This is a genomic window from Psychrilyobacter atlanticus DSM 19335 (assembly GCF_000426625.1).
Classification (GTDB): Bacteria; Fusobacteriota; Fusobacteriia; order Fusobacteriales; family Fusobacteriaceae; genus Psychrilyobacter; species Psychrilyobacter atlanticus.
Map to the genome: position 1 here is coordinate 365,744 of NZ_KE384547.1, position 20,699 is coordinate 386,442.

Sequence of the window (20,699 nt, forward strand, 5' to 3'; positions counted from 1 at the left end):
AACGTAAGAAAATAAAATTAAAAGTGAGGTTTAGATAATGAGTAAAGAGACACCACTCATGAAACAATATAAAGAGATAAAAGAACAAAATCAGGAAAATATCCTATTTTTTAGGTTAGGAGATTTTTATGAGATGTTTTTTGAGGATGCTGTAATTTGCTCAAAAGAATTAGGTATAACCTTAACAAGTAGAAATAAGGAAAAGGGTCAAAATGTACCACTAGCAGGAATTCCTTATCATTCAGCAGCAGGATATATATCCAAATTAGTGGCTAAAGGTTATAAGGTAGCCATATGTGAACAGGTAGAAGCTGCCAGTGAAGCCAAGGGTCTTGTAAAGAGAGAAGTAGTAAAAGTTATTACTCCTGGGACTGTAATAGACACAGATTATCTCGATGATAAGAGTAACAACTACCTTTTAGGGATAATAATCAGAGAAAATAAAGCCGGGATATCTTATCTCGATATAACTACAGGAGAGTTTAAGGTAACTCAAGTGGAAGGGAAAGATATAATATCGGCGGCTATAAATGAAATCTATAAATTGTCTCCTACAGAAATCCTAGTAGAGAGCAGAACTTTAGAGAGGTTTAACGAAGAATTTAGTGACTATAAAAAACTAAATGAGATCGTTATAAATCCGATAAATAAAATAAAAAATGCAGGTGAGATATTAAAGAAATATTTCAATGTGATCTCACTGGAAAGTTATGGGATAGAGAGAAAAGAACTAGCTGTAGAAGCTGGTGGATTTGTTTTGGAATATGTATTGGAGTTACATAAATACAATGAACTCCCTATTCAGACGATCTCCTACGACAACAGGAAAAACTACCTGGAATTAAATCTGGCTACCCAGAAAAACTTGGAGTTAGTAGAAAATACAAGGGAAAAAACTAATATGGGTACTCTCTTGTGGGTTCTGGACAGGTGTAAAACGTCTATGGGAACCAGAATGTTGAAAAAGATGATAAAGAACCCTCTTTTAAATATCGATGAGATAGAAAAAAGACAGAAAGATATAGGTTATTTTATAGATGAGGTTTTAATCCGTGAAGATGTAAGGGAAGGATTGAAGAGCATCTATGATTTGGAAAGACTTATAGGTAAGATAATATTGGGAACTGAAAATGCAAGAGACCTTATAGCTATTAAAAAATCTATAAAATCATCATTGGAAGTTATAAAAATATTGGGAACAAATCAGATGTTTACGACTGATATAAAAAAATTAGTTGAGATCTATAATCTGATAGAGACATCTATAGTGGAGGAGCCGCCGTTTTCTGTAAGGGAAGGTGGGATGATCAAAACTGGTCACAATGAAACTTTAGATGAGCTTCATACTATCTCTAAATCAGGGAAAAACTATATATTGGAAATAGAAAAAACAGAGAAGGAAAAGACAGGAATAAAAACTCTGAAGATAAAATATAATAAAGTATTCGGTTATTTCTTGGAAGTAAGTCGGGCTAACTCTCATCTGGTACCGGAGGAATATATAAGAAAACAGACTCTGACCAATGCAGAAAGATATATAACACCGGAATTAAAGGAATACGAATCAACTATATTGAATGCCAAGGGAAAAATTGAAGGCCTTGAATATGATCTGTTAAAAGAGATATCAGGGAAGCTGGTAGGAGAGATAAAATTACTGCAAAAACTGGCCTTTGGATTAGCCTATGTAGATGTAATCGCATCGCTAGCTGATATAGCCACTAAAAATAACTATGTGTGTCCAAAAATAGTAGAGGGATACGATCTTGAGATAAGAAGTGGTCGTCATCCGATTGTTGAAAAACTCGTAGTAGGAGAGGACTATATAAGTAACGATATTATTCTAGATGAAGAGACTAAGGTAATTGTCCTGACAGGACCAAATATGGCAGGTAAATCTACCTATATGAAACAGGCTGCTCTTATTATATTGATGGCCCAAATGGGTTCTTATGTACCGGCTTCTAGTGCTACAATAGGTATTGTAGATAAGATATTTACGAGGGTTGGAGCCAGTGATGATCTGGTAAGTGGACAATCTACATTTATGGTAGAGATGAGTGAAGTAGCTAATATAGTAAATAATGCTACAGATAAATCTTTTGTTATTTTAGATGAAGTAGGTCGTGGAACTTCTACATTTGACGGATTATCTCTAGCAAGTGCAATCACAGAGTATGTCCATGATAATTTAGGAGCTAAAACTATATTTGCTACCCACTATCATGAACTTACAGAATTGGAATATAAATTAAAATATCTTTCTAACTATAGAATAGAGGTCAGCGAAGCCAACGATGAAGTGGTATTTCTTCGTGAAATAGTAAAGGGAGGAGCCGACAAATCCTATGGAATAGAGGTCGCTAGACTAGCTGGATTACCAGGAGAGATACTTCTTAAAGCTAAACAACTTCTACAGGTTTTGGAGACGAAAAAAGCTATAATTGAGGAAAAAATAGGATCGGAACAACTTTCATTATTTGGGGGAGCACCTATAAAAATTGAGAAACCAAAAGTTATAGAACCTCAAATAAGTAAAGGTGAAAAGGAAATTCTATCTGAGGTAGCAAAATTAGATGTAAACAACCTTACACCACTAGATGCTATGATGAAATTAAACGAACTTAAACAACTGCTGAACAATTAGTAATTAGTAATTACTAATTACCGATTAAAAGGGGGTAAATATGCTCAAAAAAATATCATACTATATAAGTGCAATACTTTTAGTGGTATTTGTCTACTTTAACTATATAAAGGAACCGGAGCAACTAGAAAAAAAAGGGGAGGAATCTTTGGTAACTTCAAATGTTTCTTACGATGTGGAAAATTACCATGTAGAAGCGGAGAAGCAGATCGATGATACTGTAAATAATAAAAGAACTTTTGAAAAAGCTATAGCCATATTTGATGGAATGAAGTTATCTGGTGATGATGCCCTGGTAGACAGCACGAATAATATATTTTTAGAAAATAATATAGAGGGAATATCCAAAAATGGTTGGAAGATAGAGGCTGAAAAAGCTAATTATGACCAAAAAGCAGATAAGGTCTATGCCAGTAATCAGGTAAAAGCATACAATGAAGAGGAAGGAATTACCCTTTATGGAGATTCATTGATTACAGATACAAAATTAGAGGATTTAAACTTAAAAGATGATATAAGAGTGGTCACAGATAAGATGCAGCTCAGTGCAAATTTTGTACACTATAATGATACCACTAAGATTTTGGATGTGAAGGAAAATATCAGAATAAGAGGTAGGAAATTAGGGAACTTGCAAACAGATGAAGTGTCCGGGCATTTTAAGGAAGCCAGGTATGATGGGATAAAGAAAACAATCCATGCCCAGGGAGATTTTGTTGTATATTATAAAGGGGCAAATCTTAGAGCTAAAGACTTTAAATATGATGAAGTTACAGGTGACTTTACTATCTCTAAAGATATAGTGATAGAATTTGAAAGTGGAAACTTGGTTGTAGAAAAGATAAATTATGTGGCCGGTGAAAATAAGATGTATTTCACAGGACCTCTCAGAGGTAAAAACGGTGACTTTAATCTAGCTGCTGATAGTGGTGTGTATGATACTCTTAGTGGGATATTAAAAATAGATGGCAGTATTAAAATTGATAATAAGACAAGTAAACTTTTAGCTGATAGTGGAACCTATGATACGAAAACAGGGGATCTCTACATGACTTCTAAAAAGTTAGTTAGCTATGAGGATTTAGATAGAAAAATATTGACTAAAGACCTTACTTATAATAGTAAAACTAAGGAATTAAAATTATTAAACAGTTATGATTATAAGGATAATACCTATGAAAGTATAGGGAAAGAACTTTATTATAATGATGGAACGAAGATTGGAAAAGTTATAGACGGCAGCTTTAAAGGGAATCAGATAGATGGCCGAGCTGATAAGGTTGATTTTAATTTAGAAAAAAAATCATATGTATTTATAGGAAATGCTAAGGTTGCCTATAGCGGTTCTATCTTAGAGAGTCAAAGGATAGATGTAGATGATCTCAACAAAAAAGCTTATATCTATGGGAAATATACTGTTTATAATCCTGAGGATAAGATAACTTTTTACGGTGAAAATGCAGAATATAATATGGATACAGGAGATTTGATCTCTAGAAATAGAGTAAAAGTGATCCAGGATAAAAAAACTATGACCGGTGAAAACTTAACCTATAATTCAAATACAGGGTTAGGGAAGATAGAAAAAAATATAGTTATTATAGATGAAGATGGGTCTAGGATGACAGGAGATCGAGGAGAGTTTGATACCAATAACTCTGCAGAGATCATCGGGAATTTAAAAATAAAAACAAAGGATGCCACTCTCTATGCTAACCGTGGAAAATATATCTTTGCCGAGGAAAGAGTAAATATACCTGGGAATATCAAGATAATCTCTAAAGATGGAAACGCAACTATGAATGATGGAGTTTATTTTGTTTCTGAAGAAAGGGTTAAAGCTAAAAACTTTAATGGAATAAGCGGGGATAAAAAAGCATCTGGTGATGAGGTTAGCTACTATATCGCAAGGCAGGTTGCTCAGCTGAACAAAAATGTAGTAGTACAAAACCCAGGAATGAAATTTACAGGAAGTCAGGCAGAATATTCATTTATTACAGATGATGTATATACTTCGGAAAAATATAAGATCTATTATGAAAACTATATAATAGATGGTGAAACCATGAAGGGAAATATGAAAAGTGAGATCTTAGATGGAACTAAAGTGAATCTGACATCATCTACAGGGGAAAAACTTTATGGTGACTTTATGTTTGGGGACCTAAAGAACAGACAGATCGACCTGGATGGAAATGTACGTGCCCTTGCCTTTAATGTAGATAAGAAAACACAGAAAAAAGAACCTGTTAAGATACGGGGAGACACGGCTAAGATATTTTTATATGAAGACGTAAATGGAGAACTATCTATTTCAAGATCTGAGATAAAGAAAAATGGAGTCTATGAATATCAGGATATGACCCTATATTCAGACTATATGGAAGTAGATCTAATAAAAAAACTAGCTCTGGGACGTCGTGGAAACCATCTAAATATAGGCGGGACAACCGATGTTAAGTCTGAAATAACTGATATTGATATGAATACAGAGATAGCAATCCTTATAAATGATGTGGAATTTAAAAATGTAGATCAAGATGGAAAGGTCATGACTGCGTCATCTGATAAGGGAAAGATATTTAATAAAACTAAGATTGCTATTTTGCGAGAAAATGTAGTAGCAGATACAGTAGAAAATCATATTGAAGCTGACTATGCAAAATATTTTATGGAAACAGGGATATTAAATGCCGAAGGAAATGTAAGGATAGATTATAAAAAGTAGGAGGTAAAATTTGAAGAGTATAATTGCTCATGATCTGTGTAAAAGCTATAAAAAAAGAAGAGTTGTAAATAAAATAAGTTTAGAAGTACATAAGGGTGAGATAGTTGGACTTTTAGGACCTAATGGAGCAGGAAAAACCACTACTTTTTATATGATCACAGGGATTGTAAAACCTGAATCTGGAAAAGTTTTTTTCAATGAGCAGGATATAACTGATTATCCCATGCATAAAAGAGCTAATATGGGAATCGGGTACCTGGCTCAGGAGCCATCTATATTTAGAGACCTAAGTGTAGAAGACAATATCTTAGCTATCTTAGAGATGAGAAAGATAAAAAAAGAAGAAAGAATTAAGATAAAGGATGACTTATTAGAGGAATTCAAACTGACCCATGTGGAAAAATCTATGGGTTATTCCCTCTCGGGAGGAGAAAGAAGAAGGGTTGAGATAGCCAGGACAATAGCCAACAATCCAGACTTTATTCTATTGGATGAACCTTTTGCAGGGGTAGACCCCATAGCAGTAGAGGATATTCAGGAGATCATAAGATATTTGAAAAAAAGAGGATTGGGTATCCTAATCACAGACCATAGTGTAAGGGAAACACTGGGAATTACCGACAGAGCTTATGTAATGGCTCAGGGAGAACTCCTAATAAGTGGATCACCAGAAGAAATAGCTAACGATGAAAGAGCGAAAAAGATCTATTTAGGAGAAGGATTTAAATTAGATTAGATTATCTGATTTTTCAGTAACTAGATGTGATATAATAAAAATTAAGCAAAATAAATATGAACTCCTTTTATTAAGGTTTCGTAGTTTTACATTTGAGGAATTCTTTTTAACTACAAGAATTTACGCGTTTGTAATTTTATGAAAAGAAAAAAAGAGTTAAGATAAAAGACAGGATTATCTGTCAAAATATTGAGGGGCTCAGGGTAATTTTAAGATTTAAATTTTGGAGGATAGGATGAATAATTTAACAGGTAATGAAATCAGAAGAAAATTTATAGAATTTTTTGAAGGAAAACAGCATAAGCACTATGAGAGTGCGTCACTGATACCAGATGATCCCACGCTGTTATTGACAGTAGCAGGAATGGTACCTTTTAAACCTTATTTTTTAGGACAAAAAGAAGCTCCTACACCGAGAGTGGTTACTCACCAAAAGTGTATCAGAACTAATGACCTTGAAAATGTAGGAAGAACTGCCAGACATCATACTTTTTTTGAGATGTTAGGAAACTTCTCATTTGGAGATTATTTCAAGGAAGAAGCTATAGCTTGGTCTTGGGAATTTATCACAGAGGTATTAAAATTAGATGCAGAAAAATTGTGGATATCTGTATTTACAACAGACGATGAAACTGAAGAGATCTGGAACAAAAAAATTGGTGTACCAATGGAAAGATTAGTAAGATTAGGTGAAGATGATAACTGGTGGTCAGCAGGACCAGTAGGTTCTTGTGGACCTTGTAGTGAAATTCATGTAGACCTAGGAGTAGAGTACGGAGGAGACGAAAACTCGAAATTAGGAGATGAAGGGACAGACGATAGATTTATCGAGATATGGAACTTAGTATTTACTGAGTACAATAGAATGGAAGATGGGTCGTTAGAGCCGTTACCAAAGAAAAATATTGATACAGGAGCAGGTCTTGAGAGAGTAGCTGCAATGGTTCAGAAAAAAGCTAATAACTTTGAGACAGATCTAATTTTTCCTATCATTGAAAGAGCAGGAGAATTGACAAATTCTAAATATACATTTGGAAAAGATGACAAGATTGATTTTTCATTAAAGGTAATATCTGACCATGTTAGAGCCATTACATTTATGATAAGTGACGGGATCTTACCTTCTAATGAGGGAAGAGGATATGTTCTTAGAAGGATCTTGAGACGTGCAGTAAGGCACGGAAGATTATTAGGAAATAAAGAAAACTTCCTATATAAATTAGTGGATACAGTAATAGAATTAATGGGAGAAGCTTATAAAGATATAGTTAAAAATAAAGATCACATCGTTAAAATGGTAAGAATTGAGGAGGAAAAATTCTCAACTACCCTAGATCAGGGGATGGTTATCGCATTGGATGAGATAAAAAAAGCTAGATCGGAAAATAAGACAGAATTAGATGCTGGTGTAGTATTTAAATTATATGATACTTTTGGATTCCCATATGAACTTACAGAGGAAATTTGTGAAGAAGAAGGAGTAACTGTTTCTCATGATGATTACCTTGCAAAGATGGAGGAGCAAAGAGAAAGAGCTAGATCATCTAGAGAAGTAGTAAAAGAAGCGGGACAAGATTCGTTTATAGAAGAGTTTTTTGATAAATATGGTAAAACTAATTTTGTTGGTTATGAAGTGTTTAAAACAAAAGCTAAAATATTAAACGTAAAAGATAACAATGAAGGAAACTATACAATAATTTTCGATAAGACTCCATTTTATGCTGAGTCAGGTGGACAATCTACCGATACTGGTAAAATAATCGGAGAAGATATCTTTGGAGCAGTTACAAGTGTAAGAAAGCAAAAAGATATATTTATCCATACTGTAAAGATGGCAGAGGGTGGAAATAAATTGAAAAAAGGTTTAGAGTTAGAGTTATCTATCAATAAACATAGAAGAATAGAGATTAAGAGAAACCATACTGCAACACATATATTACACAAAGCTTTAAAAGAAGTTCTTGGAGATCACGTACAACAAGCGGGATCATTGGTATCGCAAGATAGATTAAGATTTGATTTTACTCACTATGAGGCTGCAACAAGAGATCAAATAAAAGAAGTAGAAAAAATTGTGAATGAACAAATATTTAGAAATGTTCCTTTGAGTGTTGAAGAACTTACAATGGATGAGGCTAAAGAAAAAGGTGCAACAATGTTATTTGGAGACAAATATGGAAGTAAAGTAAGAGTTGTAGAAATACCAGGATTCTCTATGGAATTATGTGGGGGAACTCATGTAGAAAGAACTGGAGAGATTGGATTATTTAATATATTAACTGAAACTGGAATTGCTGCCGGAGTAAGAAGAATAGAGGCAACTACAGGATTTACTTCATATAAGGTAGTAAATGAAATGGAAGATGGTATAGTTGAACTGGCGAAGATATTAAAGTCAGATCCTTATCACGGGCATCTAATTGCTAAAGCAAATAAGGTGGTAGAAGACTTAAAGGCAGCCAATAAAGAAGTTGAAGCACTTAAATCTAAATTAGCTGGATATGAAGCTAACTCGTTATTTGACAATGTAGAGGAGATCAACGGAGTAAAAGTTTTAATTGCCGGATTCAAAGGTAAAGAAGCTGGAGGACTGCGTGAGATCGTAGACAAAGCTAAAGATAAATTAGGAAGCTGTGTAGTAATCTTAGGAACGGATAATGGGAAAGCTGTATTTGCTGTAGGAGTAACTAAAGATCTAATGGGGAAGGTAAAAGCCGGAGACCTAGTTCGTGAAATTGCTAAAGTCGCTGATGGAAATGGTGGAGGAAGACCAGATTTCGCCCAAGCAGGGGGAAAAAATGGAGATAAAGTTCCTGAAGCTTTAGAGGTAGCAAGAACTATGTTACAAGAGAAACTATAATTTTCTAAAAAAAATGGTCACGGAGCTACACAGAGGATAAAAAAGTTACACGGAGAAAACCTCTGTGAAACTCTAATTATACATTTAATTTTTTCATTAAGTATGAAAAAAATTAATACTCATATAACCTCTCAGTGGATCTCTGTGCTCCAAAATGTTTTTTGAAGAAAATTAATGTAAATTGGTGGCAAAAGTTTTTGATTTTAATCCATAAGGATTAGTGGGAAAAAAGAAGTGAAAGTAGGAGTAAATTTATGTTTAAAAAATATCTATCTCTAGATGTAGGAGATGTAAGGATAGGAGTGGCTAAATCCGATATAATGGGTATGATAGCAACTCCTTTAGAAGTGATAGACAGGAGAAAAACCAAGGCTGTAATGAGAATAAAAGAACTCTGTGAAGAGCACAACACTAAGAGTATAGTTATTGGTATTCCGAAAAGCCTAGATGGAACAGAAAAACGTCAGGCTGAAAAAGTAAGAGAATTTATGGAAAAGCTGAACAAAAAGATAGATGGATTGGAATTTATTGAGATAGATGAGAGATTATCGACAGTATCGGCCGATAAAATGTTACAAAATAATGGTGTAAAGGGTGCTATAAATAAAAGAAAAACAGTTGACCAAGTAGCCGCAGCGATTATTTTACAAACTTATCTAGATATGAAAAGATAGGAAAAGAAATCAAGATAAAAAGTTGAAAATTAAATTTTTGATTATCAGCTATTATCCATAAAGGGTATAATCAAAGTATCTACCAGTGAGTGGCACCACCAAAATACTATTAGTTTACTGCGTAAACATAGGATTTTGAGATAAAATTTACTGTGTAAATTAAGGACTTTGAAATAATTCGGCTAAAAGCCGTTAGGGGAGGCAGGAAAAGTGGCTAGAATGAGAAAAGGATATATGTACAGAATAATATTTGTAGCAATAGTTGTACTGAGTGCTGCATGGTTTACAGTTACTAAACCAGTAAAATTAGGATTAGATCTAAAGGGTGGAGTATATGTATTGCTTGAGGCAAAACCAGAAGAGGGACAAAGATTAGACAATGAAGCGATGGGAAGACTTATTGAAGTATTGAATAGAAGGGTAAATGGTTTAGGAGTATCTGAATCTTCTGTACAAAAAGTAGGAGATAAAAGGGTAATGGTTGAATTACCTGGAATAACTGATACAGAACAAGCCATAGACATGATCGGTAAAACGGCACTTATGGAATTTAAGATACAAAATGCAGACGGGACATTGGGAGAAACTTTATTGACTGGTGGAGCGTTAAAATCAGCAGCAGTATCTTATGATAATTTAGGAAGACCTCAAATTTCATTTGAAATGACTTTAGATGGAGCAACTAAATTTGCTGAAATAACTAGAAATAACATAGGAAAACAACTTGCTATTACAATGGATGGAGTAATTCAGACTGCTCCTAGAATCAACAGTGAAATAGCTGGTGGACAAGGAGTTATCACAGGAAACTATACAGCTGAAGAAGCTAAAAATACTGCATCACTATTAAATGCAGGAGCTTTACCGGTGAAAGCTGAGATCTTGGAAACTAGATCGGTAGGAGCTACATTGGGAGATGAATCGATAGCCCAATCAGAAACAGCTGGAATTATAGCTATAGGACTTATCGCTGTCTTTATGGTGGTATTCTATAGATTACCAGGATTAGTAGCCAACTTGGCATTGGTTTGTTTCGGTCTAATTACCTTTGCAACACTTAACTTCTTTGATGCTACCCTTACATTACCAGGGATTGCAGGTATCATCCTTTCAGTAGGAATGGCAGTAGACGCCAATGTAATTATATTCGAAAGAATAAAGGAAGAGTTAAGATTTGGAAATACAGTAATGGCTTCTATAGAGGCAGGATTCAAAAAGGCATTCAGTACAATAATGGATTCAAATATCACAACCCTTATAATAACAACGATCTTATTTACTTTAGGAACGGGACCTGTAAAAGGATTTGCAGTAACGCTGACTATCGGTGTACTTGCGTCGATGTTTACAGCTATCACAATAACTAAGGTATTACTTAGAGGATTTACAATGTTATTTAAAATAGATAAGCCAAGCTTGTTTGGTGTTAGGGGGAAATAATAGTGAAAATAAAAATAATTGAAAATAGAAAAAAATTCTTTACATTCTCAACTATATTAGTGGTATTAGCTTTATCTGCATTGGTATTTAAAGGTGTAAACTATGGTCTTGATTTTACTGGTGGTAACCTTATCCAGGTTAAGTTTGAAAAAACTATGGAACTGAAGGAATTGAATCCAATATTGAATGAAATTTCTAAGGAAATTCCACAGTTAGACAATAACAGCAGGAAAGTGCAGGTCTCTGATGATAACGTAGTTATCGTAAGAACACCAGAGATGAGCGAGGATGTAAAAAATAACTTTATGAAGACTTTGGAAGAAAAAGCCGGAAAATATGATCTCTTGAGATCTGACAAGGTTGGAGCTTCTGTAGGAGAAGAATTAAAGAGTACAGCAATAATAGCGTTACTTGTTGGGTTAATCTTAATAGTTGGATATATTACTATTAGATTTGAATTTAAATTTGCACTAGCAGCAGTATTAGCTCTTTTCCATGATGTGATAATCGCTGTAGGAGGAATTGCATTATTAGGGTATGAAGTAAATACACCATTTATAGCTGCAGTTTTAACTATCTTAGGATATTCTATAAATGATACAATTGTAGTCTTTGATAGAATCAGAGAAGTACTTAAAAAGAAGAAGGTAAGTACGTTAGGTGAAGCAGTAGATCTAAGTGTTAACCAGACTTTGACTAGATCGATCAATACTTCGTTTACAACATTCTTAGCAGTTCTGGCTATCTTAATATTTGGAGGAGCTAGTTTAAAGGTGTTTATCACAACTCTATTGATAGGAGTATTAATAGGAACATACTCATCTATCTTCTTGGCCAGTCCAGTTATCTATCTATTAGATAAGGATGAAAAGTTAAGCGACATTGGACATAATTAAGAAGTTAAATTTCTAATACTTATGTTGATGGGAAAAAATAAAAGAGAGAGTTAGGGATAGTCTTAGTTATAAGAAAGGCTGATTCAATATATATTGAATCAGCCTTTTGATATTTTAACTGAAATTTTATAAGAATTAAAATAACGGTTTGTGTTATAATTAAGAGTATAAAAAAAATTAAAAAAGGTTTTGAGGAGATATAAAATGGCAAGAGTTATGTTGAAAAAAGGTAAAGAAAAGAAGATTCAGAATTTTTATCCAAATGTATTTAAAGATGAGATAAAGCAAATAATGGGAACAGTTAAAACTGGAGATATAGTAGATATATGCAGTGAAGACCTTACATTTATTGGTCGTGGATATGTTGTAGAAAATACCAATGCTTTGGTAAGAGTTTTAACAACTAAGGAAGAAACTATAGATAAGAAGTTTATATTAAATAAGATAAAGGTTGCATATGATAAAAGAAAATATTTAAATGAAGAAACTAATTGTGTCAGAGTATTTTTCTCAGAAGCTGATGGAATACCAGGATTAATTGTAGATAAATTTGACAAATATTTGTCGGTACAATTTAGAAATTCAGGTGTAGAAGCATTTCGTCAAGAGATCATAAATGCGTTAAAAAAAGTGACAAAAACAAAGGGAATCTATGAGAGAAGTGATGTGGAAAATAGAACTCATGAGGGAGTAGAACAAAAGACAGGAGTAATATATGGTGATATTCCAGATAGAGTTACCATGGAAGATAACGGTTTAAAGTATACAGTAGATATAGTTGACGGACAAAAAACTGGTTTTTTCTTGGATCAAAGAGATTCTAGAAAATTCATAAGACCATTTTTAAATTCGAATACTAGATTTTTAGATGTATTTTCATCTAGTGGTGGATTTTCTGTAGCTGCTCTTGCTGAGGGGTGTGAAAAAGTTGTAGCTGTGGATAAAAATCCCCATGCTTTAGAACTATGCTTAGAAAACTATGAATTAAATGGTTTTGAAAATAAATTTGAAGTGGTAGAAGGAGATGCTTTTTCTATCTTAAAAACTCTATCAAATAGAGGGGAAAAATATGATGTAATAACTTTGGATCCTCCTTCACTTATCAAGAAAAAAATAGATATACAGAGAGGAAGAGATTTCTTCTACAAACTATGTGTAGACAGTTTTAAGATGATGGAAACAGGGGGAATTTTAGGAGTTATAACTTGTGCTTACCATATGAGTTTAGAGGATATAATGGAAGTGACAAGGATGGCAGCTTCTAAAAATGGACTATGTTTAGAGGTAATAGGAATAAATTATCAGCCTGCAGATCATCCATGGGTATTACATGTGCCGGAAACACTATATTTAAAAGCTCTTTGGGTAAGAGTTATTGAAAGATAGGAGGAGTTAATGTATATAGATATTATAGCTGGAGTTATACTGATTTTAGGAGTACTAATAGGTTTTAAAAAGGGTTTTTTCTTTGAGGTTCTATCATTTTTTATCTTGATATTAAATGTAGTTCTAGCTAAAAAGTGGACCCCCTATGTCTATAACTATATTAGTGACAGCATCAAAATGAAAGAGCATAATGTTGTATATTTTTTAACTTATCTGGCTCTTTTAGTAGGGCTTTACATAGTAACTTCTGCTATCTTGTCTATCTTAAGAAAAGTTCTTCCTAAGATGTTTATGGGATTAACAGACAGTGTTTTAGGTGGTATTTTAGGAGGGTTAAAAGGATCTTTTATAATATTTGTACTCCTGATATTTTTCAACTTACTATCCAGTATGGTTTCAGAAATAGAAGGGTATTCAAAAGATAGTAGGATAAATAAGTTTTTCCTAAAGAATGTCACTAAGTTAGAGGGATATTATCCTGATGCTGTAAAAGAGAAGTTAGAAGAGCTTGAATTGAGGAAAAGTGTAGAAAAACAAATCAAAGAATATATGTCAAAATAAGGGGTATTTTATGAAAATAATAGATAAATATTTGTTTAATCAATTAAAGATGCCTGTTTTGTTTGGGATAAGTCTATTTACCTTTATATTTTTAATAGAGATGATGGTAAAGATGATGGAAAGTATCTTGGTTAAAAGGGTGCCGGCATTAGATATGCTGCACCTGCTTACCTACTACATACCTCCAATATTATCTCAGACGATCCCCATGGGATTTTTCCTTGGGGTAATGATAACCTATAATAAGCTGACTTCAACCAGTGAAAGTGTGGCTATGGTATCTATAGGGATGAGCCTGAATAAAATATTAAAGGTACCATTTTTTATGTCGGTAGGAATATTTTTTCTTACTATTTTTTTACAGGAAAAAATAATACCTGAATCTTTTGTAAGAGCTGAGACATTAGGAATAAAGATTGCTACTGAAACACCGTCATTTCAATTGACAGAGAAGACATTTTTAGAAAATGTAGGAGAATATAGTATCTATATAGATACCCTGGATCCCAAAACAAATCAGGCAAAGGATGTTGTTATTTTTCAAAAGAGTGAAAAGGATGTCTATCCCAATGTCATGCTGGCAGATAGAACGATTTGGAAAGATGGGGCTATGACTTTAAAAGATGCCACTTTCTATCAATTAGACGAAGAGGGAAAGGAAAAGTTAAGGGGAAGTTTTGAGAGTCAGGTTCATCCGTTGACTTCGTTTCTCTCTGATTTTGATGTTGATATAAAAGAGATAGATACCATGTCTGTCGCGATGCTCCTAAAAAATATAAAAAAAATGAAGAAAAATAAAAGTACAGTGGAAGAGATCTTACCTTATAGGGTAGAGCTGCAGAAAAAATTAGCATCACCATTCTCAGCAGTATTTTTAGGAATCCTAGGGGTATTATTTTCTTTGGGGCATCACAGAAGCGGGAAAAGTGTCAGCTATGGACTGAGTATGGGAGTTATTTTTCTATATATAACTCTGTTCAATGTAGGAATAGTGTTATCTAGTAAGGGAACGGTTAATCCAGTAGTAGCCATATGGTTACCGAATTTACTTCTGGCAACTCTTACAGGAACTATGTATCTTAGAAAGGTAAGGAGGGGATAGATGAAAAAAATAGATAGATATATAATAGTTAAATTTATAAAATCAGTTCTATTGTCCCTCTTTGCTTTCATAGGGATTTTCGTACTATCCCAGATTTTTAAAGTGATAAACTATGTTACTTCCGGAAGGATGACAAGTATTGAAGGTGCCAAATATATGGCAGCATTAGTTCCTGGTATATTGGTGCAGGTATCGCCTCTAGCAGCATTATTAGGGGGATTGATAACAATAAATAAGATGGCCAGCAGTTTAGAGGTTATAGCCTTAAAAACTTCTGGAATCAGTTTTAGAAGGATAGTTCTTCTGCCTATAATTGCTACATTTATTATGGCAGGAGGAGTTTTTTATATCAGTAATTCTTTGCAGCCGGAAGGCTTAAAGGTAGCCAGAGAGTTAAAGAGAAAGAATCAAATAGATGAAGATCAGATCCCTGTTGAAAAAAGCAATGTATATCTCAGAGGGAATGGAGATTATATCTACCATTTTGACTATATAAATAGAGAAGAAAATATAGCCAAAGGGGTGGAAGTTGTAATTTTAAATAAAAACTTTGATGCCATAAAATCTATAATCACAGCTAAGTCAGCCAGATATACTGACGGCGGCAGATGGGAATTAGATAGGGCCAATGAAAATAAGATAGATGAAAAAAAAGTAGTTTTTCATAAAACCTATACAAATTTACAGTTAAAGGATGAACCTAAATTATTCCTGACTCCTAAATACAGAAAAGAGGAATTAAGTTTAACGGAATTAAAAAGGATAGCACTGCTTCTTCGTAAAACCGGAGGAGAAGCTAAGGAATTTGATGTAGAATTTCATAAGAGGATAGCTTATCCATTTGCCTGTGTTGTTATAGGAATCTTGGGTCTGGCTCTCGGAAGTAGGTATGTAAGAGGTTCGTCGGCTATAAATATAGCTCTTAGTATTGCTTTTGGTTATGGGTACTATATTGTTCAGGCTAGTTTTGAAGCGGTAGCCATGGGAGGGATTTTATCTCCCCTTATTGGAGCATGGATGCCTAACCTTATCTTTATAGGTATAGGACTGGTAGCGATGAATAAGGCAGAATATTAATGAGGGAGGGGTAATTCATGAATTATCCGTACTCTTAAATTAAAAAAATTGCCATAAAGAGGAAAGAAAAGAGTAAAAGAGGAGAGAAGATTATGATAATAGAAAAAAAATTAAAAAATGGAATGCCTGTTTTTTTTGATAAGATAGATGGAATACAATCGGTAACTATAGGAATTTTTGTAGGAACAGGATCTAAACATGAAAAGGTCGATGAATACGGTGTATCTCACCTTTTGGAACACATGATGTTTAAAGGGACTAAAAAAAGATCGGCTAAAGAACTATCTGAAGAGATAGACAATGTAGGCGGGAATATAAATGCGTATACTGGAAAGGAAACTACAGCTTATTATATACAACTATTATCTTCTAGATTGGAAGTAGGAGTGGATATCTTGTCAGATATGTTTTTAAACTCTACTTTTTCAGATGAAAATTTAGAAAAGGAAAAAAAGGTTGTAATTGAAGAGATAAATATGTACGAGGATATCCCAGAGGAAAAAGTACATGATATGAATTCCACATTTGCTATTTCTGGAGATCAGTCTAATATAGTTTTAGGAAGTATTGAAAGCGTAAATGGGATTAGCAGAGATATCTTAGTTAATTATTTCAATAGGAGATATACACCAGAAAATATGGTTATATCTTTAGCTGGAAATATGGATATAGATAAAGTCATGGAGATGCTAGAAGATACTATGGGAACTATGGAAAAAAAAGAAGTTCAAACTTCTGAAGAATTTTCTATGAAGATAAACCCTGGAAAACAGATCTCTAAGAAAGAGATGAGTCAGGTTCACCTGTGTATAAACACAAAAGGAATCTCTTACTTAGATGAGGATAGATATAAATACTCTATAATCTCTAATATATTAGCTGGGAATATGAGTTCTAGACTATTTCAAAAAATCAGAGAAGATCGTGGGCTGGCTTATTCAATCTATAGCTATATGTCAAACTTTAAAGAAGGCGGATTATTTACTATCTACGCCGGGACAACACCTAAAGATTATAATGAAGTGATTCAGATAGTTTTAGAAGAGTTTGAAGAGATAAAGAAAAATAGTGTAACGGAAAAAGAACTGGAAAGATCAAAGAATCAATTTTTAAGTTCATTGACTTTTGGTCTGGAAAACAGCAGGGCTAGAATGAGTAGATTAGCTAGTTCATATCTGACTTATGGAAGGATCAAAACAATCGAAGAAACTATAGAAGAAATAGAGAAAATAACTTGTGAAGATATAAAAAAAGTGGCAAATAAAGTTTTTTCAGAGGAATATTATTCATACACTATCTTAGGAGATATAGAATAAAAAAGGAGAATTTTAATATGAAAAAAGTAGAAGTCAAGATAATAAAAGCGGATGGGGTAGCTCTTCCAAAGTATATGACAGATGGTGCAGCTGGAATGGATGTATGCGCTCATATTGAAAAACCTGTAACTTTAAAAAGTTTAGAAAGACGACTGATTCCTACAGGAATAGTTATGGAGATACCATTTGGCTATGAGGTTCAGGTAAGGCCTAGAAGTGGATTAGCAATGAAGCACGGGATTACCCTAGTAAATTCTCCAGGGACTATAGATTCAGATTATAGGGGAGAAGTCGGAATAATTTTGATTAATCTGAGTTCAGAGGAATATACTATAAATCCAATGGAAAGAATTGGGCAGCTTGTCCTTCAAAAGGTTTATAAGATGGAATTCGTTGAAACGGATAGTGTAGAAGAAAGTAAAAGATCTACAGGTGGTTTTGGCCATACTGGGAAATAGTAATGATGACAGATAGGTGGAAAAAATGAAAAATAATAGAGATGTAAGAGTTTTGATCAAAAAAGTAAAAAAAATGAGTTATAGAATTTTATTGAATGCAGTATTAATAGCTGTAATCAGTGCATTTTCAATATACAGTGCAACTTACACTAAAACTACTTCTTTTTTAAAGAAAGATTTGATTTGGCTTCTTTTGGGGATAGTGGTGTATTTTGTATTTTCTATGATAGATTTCAAGTTATATAGACGCTATTCCAGGCTGATCTATGGAGCAAGTCTGATATCTCTGCTGGCTGTTTTTGCATTTGGAGTAACTAAATTAGGAGCTAAAAGGTGGATAGACTTAGGGTTTATGAATTTGCAGCCTTCAGAATTTGCCAAGATATTTATGGTATTAACTTTTTCAGCCCTCTTGGTAAACAATTATAAAAGTAGTTTTTCAGGTCTAAAAGATGTGGTCAAGTCTGGAATTCATATTCTACCTGTGTTCATACTTATATTAAAACAACCAGATCTGGGGACTTCCCTCACATTGATTGCAGTATTCGGAGTATTAATATTTGTTCATGGGATAGATAGCAAAACAATAACTATAATGCTTGGAAGTTTGGTAGCTTTTGTCCCATTTGCATATTTTTTTCTTTTGAAAGAATATCAGCAGACAAGGATTTTAACATTTTTAAATCCAGAAAAGGACCTTTTAGGAAGTGGATGGAATGTAACGCAGTCCATGATAGCAGTGGGTTCAGGGGGATTGTTTGGGAAGGGTTTATTCCAGGGAACTCAGAGTAAACTGAAATTTTTACCAGAATCCCATACAGACTTTATAGGTGCTGTCTTTTTAGAAGAAACAGGATTTGTAGGAGGGTTGATATTATTAGTTTTATATTATTCCCTTATCTATAACATAGTTCGAATAGGAAATAACTCCAACGATGAATACGGAAGATTGATTTGTTATGGGGTAGCTGCCATAATATTTTTTCACACCACAGTAAACTTGGGGATGATAATAGGAATTATGCCGGTAACAGGATTGCCGCTTCTTCTCATGAGTTATGGTGGTAGTTCATATATCTTTACCTTTATGATGTTGGGGATAGTTCAGAGTGTAAAAGTTCATAGTGATAAATATTAATATTAATATTAATCTAGGGAGGCGAAGGAATGGAAGATAGGAAGGTAGGTAAACTCAAATTTTTCTTGAAAACTTTCATCCCCTTTAGTCTGATCGGATTAATAGCTTTTTCTGTAATGGGAAAAGTACAACTAAATACAACGGTCAGTAAGATTAAGATAGAAGAAAATGTCAATTTAGAAATCTCCAAGGAAGTAATAATGGAAGATATGTTGGAGGTAAAAACAGATCTTTTATATCTGTCTCAAACTACTTATTTAAATAACTATATCAACAGAGAAAGTAATTCTCTGAGAAGATGGTCGAAAGAGTTATATGTATATTCTAAGAATAAAAGAATGTATGACCAGATAAGATATATTGATGAAAAAGGATTTGAGCTAGTTAGGATTAATAGTAATAGGATCGATCCTAATACACCTCTTATTATAAAAAAATCAGGACTTCAAAACAAAAAAGATAGATATTATTTTAAAAATTCCATAGATTTAAAATTAAATCAAATCTATGTTTCTCCCTTGGATCTAAATAAAGAGAATAAAGAGATAGAGATACCTTTAAAACCTATGATTAGGTTTGCAACACCTGTATTCAATAGTTCTAAAGAGGTTAAAGGTGTGGTGGTATTAAATTATTTAGGGGAAAAACTTTTGGATAAAATATCAGCTATATACATAAAAAAACCATACTCAATCCCATTCTTGTTGAATAAAGAATCTTATTATTTATTGGGAGAGAAAGGAAAAGAATGGGGGTTTATGTATGGAGATAAAAAAGATATTAATTTTAAAAATGAATTTCCAGATATTTGGAGTGAGATAGAGAAGAATGAAAGTGGTCAATATATGAACGGTTCTCAACTGTTTACATATACAAAAATAAGACCACTGGAAAGTATCGATACAATGTTGGAGTCTAAAAAAGATTATTACTGGATATTGGTTTCTTATGTTTCAAAGGAACATATAGAAGCCATTAAAGATGAAAAAATACTGACATTTATATTTAGCGGCATAATAATACTGACTATACTAACTTTGGTTTCTCTGGTTTCTGCAGATAGAAAATGTTCAGAGCTGGAAAAAATAAATATAATAGAGAAGAAAAACTTAGAGTTAAAGATAAAAAATGACGAACTCTTTCATCTTTCTTCTAGAGATGGTCTGACGGGAATATATAATAGAAGATACATAATGAAATTATTTGAGAAGGAGTTTAAACTCTATAAATCAGAGAAAAAAATGACATGTGCCATATTTGATGTGGATAGGTTTAAAACTATAAATGATACCTATGGTCATCTGATTGGGGATATTGTGTTAAAAAAAATAACCAAGATAGTTATAGAAAATATAAGTTTTGATGATCTCTTTGGACGATATGGAGGAGATGAATTTTTCTTGATCTTTTTAGAGAAGAAAGATTCTGAAGTGGATAAAATATTGGAAAAAATCCGTAGTGATATATTTAATCTAATTTTAAAGATCGATGAAAAAGAGATTAAGGTGACTATAAGTTTAGGAGTCGCAAGATCTGCAAATCAGATGAAAGAATCAGAGGATATGATAGTAGAAGCTGACCTGGCTTTATATAAAGCCAAGGTAAACGGAAGAAACAGGATAGAAAGATATAATAAAAAAATGGAAGTTTAAACTTCCATTTTTTATTATTATAATATTA

At 33.2% G+C, this 20,699-nt stretch carries 15 protein-coding genes; all 15 read left to right on the forward strand.

From position 1 onward, the window contains the following. Window positions 1–37: 37 nt before the first annotated feature. Window positions 38–2,647 (forward strand): DNA mismatch repair protein MutS, encoded by a 2,610-nt coding sequence (gene mutS, locus K337_RS0102200; RefSeq protein WP_028855132.1) that lies wholly within the window; start codon window positions 38–40, stop codon window positions 2,645–2,647. Window positions 2,648–2,687: 40 nt separating this feature from the next. Beyond that, entirely contained in the window at window positions 2,688–5,375 is a 2,688-nt protein-coding gene (gene lptC, locus K337_RS0102205) for an LPS export ABC transporter periplasmic protein LptC (protein ID WP_028855133.1), read from the forward strand. A gap of 10 nt (window positions 5,376–5,385) precedes the next feature. Then, on the forward strand, window positions 5,386–6,111 hold the full coding sequence (gene lptB, locus K337_RS0102210) for an LPS export ABC transporter ATP-binding protein (protein WP_028855134.1): 726 nt from the start codon (window positions 5,386–5,388) through the stop codon (window positions 6,109–6,111). A gap of 235 nt (window positions 6,112–6,346) precedes the next feature. Beyond that, window positions 6,347–8,971, forward strand: coding sequence for an alanine--tRNA ligase (gene alaS / locus K337_RS0102215; protein ID WP_037029069.1), 2,625 nt, complete (start codon window positions 6,347–6,349; stop codon window positions 8,969–8,971). Window positions 8,972–9,225: 254 nt separating this feature from the next. Next, window positions 9,226–9,645, forward strand: a complete 420-nt coding sequence (ruvX, locus tag K337_RS0102220; RefSeq protein ID WP_028855136.1) for a Holliday junction resolvase RuvX — start codon at window positions 9,226–9,228, stop codon at window positions 9,643–9,645. A gap of 219 nt (window positions 9,646–9,864) precedes the next feature. Beyond that, window positions 9,865–11,085, forward strand: coding sequence for a protein translocase subunit SecD (secD, locus tag K337_RS0102225; protein ID WP_028855137.1), 1,221 nt, complete (start codon window positions 9,865–9,867; stop codon window positions 11,083–11,085). A gap of 2 nt (window positions 11,086–11,087) precedes the next feature. Further along, window positions 11,088–11,981 (forward strand): protein translocase subunit SecF, encoded by an 894-nt coding sequence (gene secF / locus K337_RS17485; RefSeq protein ID WP_037029071.1) that lies wholly within the window; start codon window positions 11,088–11,090, stop codon window positions 11,979–11,981. A 204-nt stretch (window positions 11,982–12,185) separates the two neighbouring features. Further along, a complete protein-coding gene (locus K337_RS0102235) occupies window positions 12,186–13,367 on the forward strand; it encodes a class I SAM-dependent rRNA methyltransferase (protein ID WP_028855138.1) in 1,182 nt (393 codons plus the stop codon). Between the two features lie 9 nt (window positions 13,368–13,376). Further along, window positions 13,377–13,928 carry a CvpA family protein gene (locus K337_RS0102240; protein ID WP_028855139.1) on the forward strand — a complete coding sequence of 184 codons (552 nt, stop codon included), beginning with the start codon at window positions 13,377–13,379 and terminating at the stop codon, window positions 13,926–13,928. A 10-nt stretch (window positions 13,929–13,938) separates the two neighbouring features. Next, window positions 13,939–15,030 (forward strand): LptF/LptG family permease, encoded by a 1,092-nt coding sequence (locus K337_RS0102245; protein ID WP_028855140.1) that lies wholly within the window; start codon window positions 13,939–13,941, stop codon window positions 15,028–15,030. Continuing rightward, window positions 15,031–16,107 carry an LptF/LptG family permease gene (locus K337_RS0102250; protein WP_028855141.1) on the forward strand — a complete coding sequence of 359 codons (1,077 nt, stop codon included), beginning with the start codon at window positions 15,031–15,033 and terminating at the stop codon, window positions 16,105–16,107. It begins immediately after the preceding gene. Between the two features lie 92 nt (window positions 16,108–16,199). Continuing rightward, on the forward strand, window positions 16,200–17,423 hold the full coding sequence (locus K337_RS0102255) for a M16 family metallopeptidase (RefSeq protein WP_028855142.1): 1,224 nt from the start codon (window positions 16,200–16,202) through the stop codon (window positions 17,421–17,423). A 17-nt stretch (window positions 17,424–17,440) separates the two neighbouring features. Next, complete coding sequence (gene dut / locus K337_RS0102260) at window positions 17,441–17,881, forward strand: dUTP diphosphatase (RefSeq protein ID WP_028855143.1); 441 nt, start codon at window positions 17,441–17,443, stop codon at window positions 17,879–17,881. A gap of 25 nt (window positions 17,882–17,906) precedes the next feature. Continuing rightward, window positions 17,907–19,019, forward strand: a complete 1,113-nt coding sequence (gene rodA / locus K337_RS0102265) for a rod shape-determining protein RodA (RefSeq protein ID WP_028855144.1) — start codon at window positions 17,907–17,909, stop codon at window positions 19,017–19,019. Window positions 19,020–19,048: 29 nt separating this feature from the next. Continuing rightward, window positions 19,049–20,671 (forward strand): GGDEF domain-containing protein, encoded by a 1,623-nt coding sequence (locus tag K337_RS0102270; protein ID WP_028855145.1) that lies wholly within the window; start codon window positions 19,049–19,051, stop codon window positions 20,669–20,671. The last annotated feature ends 28 nt before the right edge of the window (window positions 20,672–20,699 follow it).